General features: G+C 40.5%; 4 protein-coding genes and 1 tRNA gene. All 5 read right to left on the reverse strand.

The window, feature by feature from the left end; all coding sequences use genetic code 11:
• A partial coding sequence (locus tag ACO4PX_RS09010; RefSeq protein ID WP_485572336.1) for a magnesium chelatase domain-containing protein occupies positions 1-299 on the reverse strand: 299 nt, incomplete at its 3' end.
• 288 nt (positions 300-587) lie between these two features.
• Positions 588-1,610: an RluA family pseudouridine synthase gene (locus ACO4PX_RS09015; RefSeq protein ID WP_485572337.1), complete on the reverse strand. Its 1,023-nt coding sequence runs from the start codon at positions 1,608-1,610 to the stop codon at positions 588-590.
• 3 nt (positions 1,611-1,613) lie between these two features.
• Positions 1,614-2,378 carry an SDR family NAD(P)-dependent oxidoreductase gene (locus ACO4PX_RS09020; RefSeq protein WP_455017005.1) on the reverse strand — a complete coding sequence of 255 codons (765 nt, stop codon included), beginning with the start codon at positions 2,376-2,378 and terminating at the stop codon, positions 1,614-1,616.
• Between the two features lie 359 nt (positions 2,379-2,737).
• Positions 2,738-2,820, reverse strand: a tRNA-Leu gene (locus tag ACO4PX_RS09025).
• A 146-nt stretch (positions 2,821-2,966) separates the two neighbouring features.
• Positions 2,967-4,104: hypothetical protein (locus tag ACO4PX_RS09030; RefSeq protein WP_485572338.1), on the reverse strand; the 1,138-nt coding region annotated here is incomplete at its 5' end.

A 4,104-nucleotide genomic window follows, 5' to 3' on the forward strand; every position in this document is an offset into this window, starting at 1 on the left:
TAAAGAAAATGAGACTTGGGGTAAAGCGCCAGCAGGGTTCCCATAAAAATAGGCAAATCAAATGAACTGCCGCTTTTTCGCAAATCCGCAGGCTGCAAATTAATGGTGATTTTCTTCGGGGGAAGCTCCAGACCTAAATTTTTCAGTACAATACTTACACGCTCGATAGCCTCTTTAACGGAAGCGGAAACATTTCCCAGGGTCTGAGAACGGGGAAGCCCATTACTCTCATCCACCTGCACAGAAACCACATAAGCCGTTAAACCGTGAATCGCCGCAGAATAGATTTTTGATAGCATAAAAATACCTCATACAGAAATCTTGATGAAATAAAAGAAATAAATAGAATACAGAACGCAAAGAAATAAAACAAATAAAGAAATAAAAGTAATATGGGAACTTATAGAAATAAAAGTAACATGGGAAGTTAAAGAAGTTAAGGCAATAAAGGGGCTATAAGCAGTTAAGTCAATATAGAAAATATAGAAAGTATAGAAAGTATAGAAAATATAGAAAAACAAAGACTGCTCAAACTACTAAGCGAAAAAAGATATGTAAAGATACTAAGACAAGTTCTTTAGCTCATCTTAGTCCTTCCCCTTAGTCTTGTCAATAAGATAGGAATCCAAATGAAGGGATTTTAAAATTTCCAAATATTCCTTGGGCAAGGGAGCAAAAAAACGCTTTTCGGAAAGAGAAAATAGTACGCTACTTTCCGGCATTTTGGGAAATGCCAAAGAATAGGCATGCAAAAGCTGATAAGATAAAGGGAATATTTTTCTTAATTTCGCATTTTTCCTTGTATCTCCATACTTATCGTCTCCCACAATAGGATGGGAAAGAAGGGATAGCTGGCTGCGAATCTGATGGGTTTTTCCGGTAAAAATCTGTACGGAAAGAAGGGATAGCGGCCCCACACTGCTTTCTACACAAGCCAATTTTTCAAAAGCACTCTGAACCTTTTTCCCCTTTTCACTTTCCAAGGCCTTGTTATGCCCCCTATCTTTTTCCAGAAAATGCTCCTGCAGTCCTGTTTTTTGAAAATCTCCATACACCAGGGCATAATATTTTTTCTCTAAATCATGGCTTTGTAGAAGCTTGGCAAATGCCTGCAATCCCCCCAAGCTTTTTCCAAAGATGATGATTCCCGAGGTATTTCTATCCAAGCGATTGGCAATCCCCGGACGAAAGCTTTTCTCCTGTTCCTTACTTAGCTCTCCCTTTGTTCGCATATAGGATAAAAGCAGGGAATTTACAGAAAAAGAAGAACTTCCGTCATTTTCAGAAAGAAGTCCTACCGGTTTATTGAATAAAATACAATGATTATCCTCATAAAGAATAGCGCTCTGCCACTTTTGCGTCCAAAGCTCCTTTTCTGTACTCTCCCGCTCCTGAAGCAGCTTGCCCAAGCTCTCTTCACTGAAATAAAGCTGAACGATATCTCCCAGCTGTAAAATCTCCTTACCGTCGGCTTTTTTCCCATTTAAAAGAATATTCTTCTTACGGAGCATCTTATAAAGAAAGGAATCTGCCTGTCCTTTAAAATATTTTTGTAAAAGCTTTAAAAGCTTTTGTTCCTTTTCATTTTGTGATATCAGAATTTCTCGCATAACTTACCTATAAAATTTACGAACCACAGGAATCAAAAGCATATCCGGACAAATCTGGCAAAGTAGATAAAATCCCTTCATCGGTAAACCGTAAATAGAAAGAGGTCTGTTTAGTACTGCATCCATCACCGCAAGCTTTGCCACCTTCTTAGGCTTTGCCATAAAAAGTTGCTTGATTTTTTGCATTCTTCCTCCACCCCCTGCTACCGTAAAGAAGGGAGTATCCACAGGTCCCGGACAAACCACGGTCAATCCAACGCCTGTATTCCGTAACTCTTCTCTTAAAGACAAAGAAAATGAGTATACATATGACTTTGTAGCCGCATAAACGGAAAATTCGGCCTGGGGTAAAAAAGCTGCGGCGGAAGCCATTTGAATAATCCGGGAACTGGAACCCATATACTCCAGAGATTTCAAAGTAAATGCCGTTAAAGCCTTTACATTTAAATCCAGCATCTTCAGCTGTTCTTCTACAGGAATTTCCGTCACTCTCCCCAATTTTCCGAAGCCGGCCGCATTGACCAGAAAAAGAATTTCCGGGTTTTCCTTTCTCAGCAAGTCCTCATACTTTTGAAAACACTCTTCTTTTGTTAAATCCCATGAAAAAAGACGAACCGGCCTGAATAGTTGCTCCTCCACCTCTTGCAGACTTTCTTTCCTTCTGGAAAAAAGCCAAAATTCCTGTATTGCCGGAATACGATCCTGCAATGCAAAACAAATCTCTTTTCCTATTCCCGAACTCGCCCCTGTAATTATTGCTATTTTCATCCCATCCATCCTAGATTCTATGAAATATGCTACACTTCCTTGGGCCTGTTATACTAGTAAAGCCTACGTAGAGGAAGCCCAAAGAAGATTTTAGTCACCGAACCAACGGCACTCTTCCTTGAATACTGAATTAAGTATAGCTTACTCAAACTATAATCTCAATCTCTTTTCCGAATTGTCGGACTATTCCCATAATTTCATGAACAGTTCCGTAAGCAGTTTCGTGGGATATTCATGGGATACATTCCCTGTAAAATGAGGAAAATCCCTGCTTTTTCTGTAAAAACAGATACCAAATAAGCAATAAAAAACCTAGGTTTCAAGCTATTGTAGGCTTAATTCCTAGGTTTTTCAACTCCTGCGGGAGATGGGACTTGAACCCACACGTCCTATCGGACACAAGATCCTTAGTCTTGCCTGTCTGCCATTCCAGCACTCCCGCGCAACAGAGGAAATTCTATCACAATTTCCTCTACTGTGCAAGTTTTTTTCTTGTAGAAACGAAAAGTTTTTTGCGGAAAAGAAAAGTTTATGCCTGTTTTATTCCGGCGAATAAGTGCTTTGGTTTTAGCTTTTCTACAAATCAGACTACTTGTCAGTCTCCTTTGTTTCTTCCTTTTTCTTTCTTCCTCTCCGACCGGGCTTTTCCACATTTGCTGATTCTGTTTTCTTTGTATCAGCCTTAGCTTTTACAGATTTTTCAGTAGTTTTATCGTTGGAAGTTCTCGCACCGGTCTTTGTTTTTGCCGTTTTTTCTTCCTTAGTCGTATTTGTCTTCTCTCCAGCCTTAGTTTTATCGCTTTTTTCCGCAGTCTTCGTCCGGGTAGACTTTGTTTCCGACTTTTCTTCTCCTGTCTTAGCCTTTACAGACTTCCTTACCGGCTTTTCTTTTGTAGTTTTGAGATCGGTTTTACTTTCTACAGATTTATCCGCATCCTTAACCTTTGCTTTCTTTTCCGGAGTCTGGTTCTGCTTTTTCTCTTCTTTCATCGAAGCTTTCGCAGAATCCTCAGCAGATTTTTCAGCAGACTTTTCAACATGTTTTTCTTGAGAGGCTTTTGTTCCTGTTTTTCTGGCGGATTTCTTTTCCTTTACCACTTTATCAGACTTTCCGCTTTTCTCCTTTGTTTCCACCTTCTCTTGCTTGTCCGGCTTTTGTTCCTTTATGGACTTGGACTCTTCCTTGGAAACATCCCTTCCATGTTCTTTAGAACGGTCCTTTGCATCTGTTTTCGCATTGACCTTTGCAGCTACTTTAGCACTGTCCTGCGACACCGCTTTCGCATTGTCCTGGCTCGGTTCCTGATTAGAAGCTTGTCCAGAAGCCTGTGTTCCGTTTTCCTTCTTTCCGTTGGAACGTCTTCTTCTACGATTGTGATGTCTTTGCCGTTCCCTCTGCTCTACAGGATGATTGTCCGTTGCCGTTGTCGCATCCTCCTGTACAGCCCCATCTTTTCCTGCATCGGGAGACTTTTTCTCTTCCGTTTTCTTAGACTCTTCCGCCGAGGTTTCGGAAATGCTGCCTTCAGCTACTTCCTCTACATCCACACGCTTCATTCTTTTTAAAACCGGATCATAAATATACTGGATTTGATTAGAGGGTCTTCCCGCATTTGCTTTCTTTTCCGTCTTGAGATAAATACGATTCACGGTTTCAATCGAACTCTTGGAGGAATCCTCATGCTTCACTTCTTCCGACTTGATGTTATCTGCGGGTTTAGCTTCC

It is taken from the genome of Oribacterium sp. (assembly GCF_057249185.1).